Source organism: Flavobacterium azizsancarii, from assembly GCF_027980145.1.
In the GTDB taxonomy this organism is placed as follows: domain Bacteria; phylum Bacteroidota; class Bacteroidia; order Flavobacteriales; family Flavobacteriaceae; genus Flavobacterium; species Flavobacterium azizsancarii.
In genome coordinates this window covers 1-1,250 of sequence record NZ_JAMZNK010000105.1, presented here as the reverse complement: position 1 = coordinate 1,250, position 1,250 = coordinate 1, and the positions used below count along the sequence as shown (strand labels likewise).

General features: G+C 29.1%; 1 protein-coding gene. It reads right to left on the bottom strand.

All coding sequences use genetic code 11. The features are described from left to right. Positions 1-1,179 (bottom strand): IS4 family transposase (locus NJT12_RS24790; RefSeq protein ID WP_271338786.1); only part of this gene is annotated, 1,179 nt, incomplete at its 3' end. Positions 1,180-1,250: the final 71 nt, after the last annotated feature.

Below are 1,250 nucleotides of genomic sequence, written 5' to 3'. Positions count from 1 at the left end.
ATTGAATGTCTCTATTTTAGCAGGATCCCCACCACAATGTATTACTATTTGTTGAATGATTTCATTTTGTAATTGATTACAAAATGAAATTTTGGGGATCTTATATCCTTTTAATTCATTTAGTTTTATATAACTCAAGAGCAAGATTGATGCAATTAAAATAATATATATCATTACCTGAATTCCATTCCACTGTCTTGAAAAATAGTGCTTAAAATTCATTTCTTGCTTTATAAATCTAAAGAAACGCTCAATGTCCCAACGCTTTTTATAAATTTCTGCTATTTGATCTGCCGTAAATTCTTCTTCTGGCAAATTGCTTAAAAACAAGATCTTCTCTCCATCAGATTTTAATATCCCTTCCACTAATCTAAAAACTATTTTAGTCTTTTTTTGATTCGAGTAAAGATAAACCCTGCTATGTTTTGTTAATTTAAGAATATCATTTTCAAAATCCAATGGAGTGACCTTACTGCCTTTCTCTACTTCATATTTAGATGATTTATAAATTCGGGTTACAAAATATTTATCATCAGTAGAGAGATCAACCATTGTTTTTCTATTCTTCATTCCACGATCAAAAACGGCAATATCTTTTTTGTTGGCTATGTGCTCTTCTAGAATATTGCCCAAAGCCAAATCTTCACTAATCATTTTTTGATCCTTGTGAAACTTTACATTAAAGGGCAATTCATTAAAACCAATTGTAAATTTTATACTATTTTTGCCCTGTTCTCCTTTTTTGTTTTTCTGCCCATTTCGCATCCCGAAACTTAACAAAGAAGCAGATAAGCTTGTAATTGTGGAATCATACAAACTTAATTTGATCTTATCTTTATCATTGAGTTTATCCTGAAAAACAGTAACGGTGTGCTGATAAAGTTTTTCGAAATACTCAACGTTTATTTTTCCTATTCTCTCTGCAATACTGCTGTGACTTACACTTTTATCTTTGGGAATTTGAGCATATTTACAAAAAAAATGATTCTCATAAAAATTCTCAAATACTCTAGAGCTGGCTCTATTTTCATTTAAGACTCCAAAAACACAAAGTTTAAATAATTCCTTGCCTTTTAGTTTTTTAGCATTCCAGTCAACCATAGTTTGCTGAGCAAAAAAATCAAGTTGATCTTCTGAAATATAATTTAATATTTCTTTTACTTCTGTTCTGATTTGCATTTTCTGATAGATTTATAAATACAGAAAATAAAAATAATAGTTTTTTACAAAAGTTCCTTACACTCTTGGTT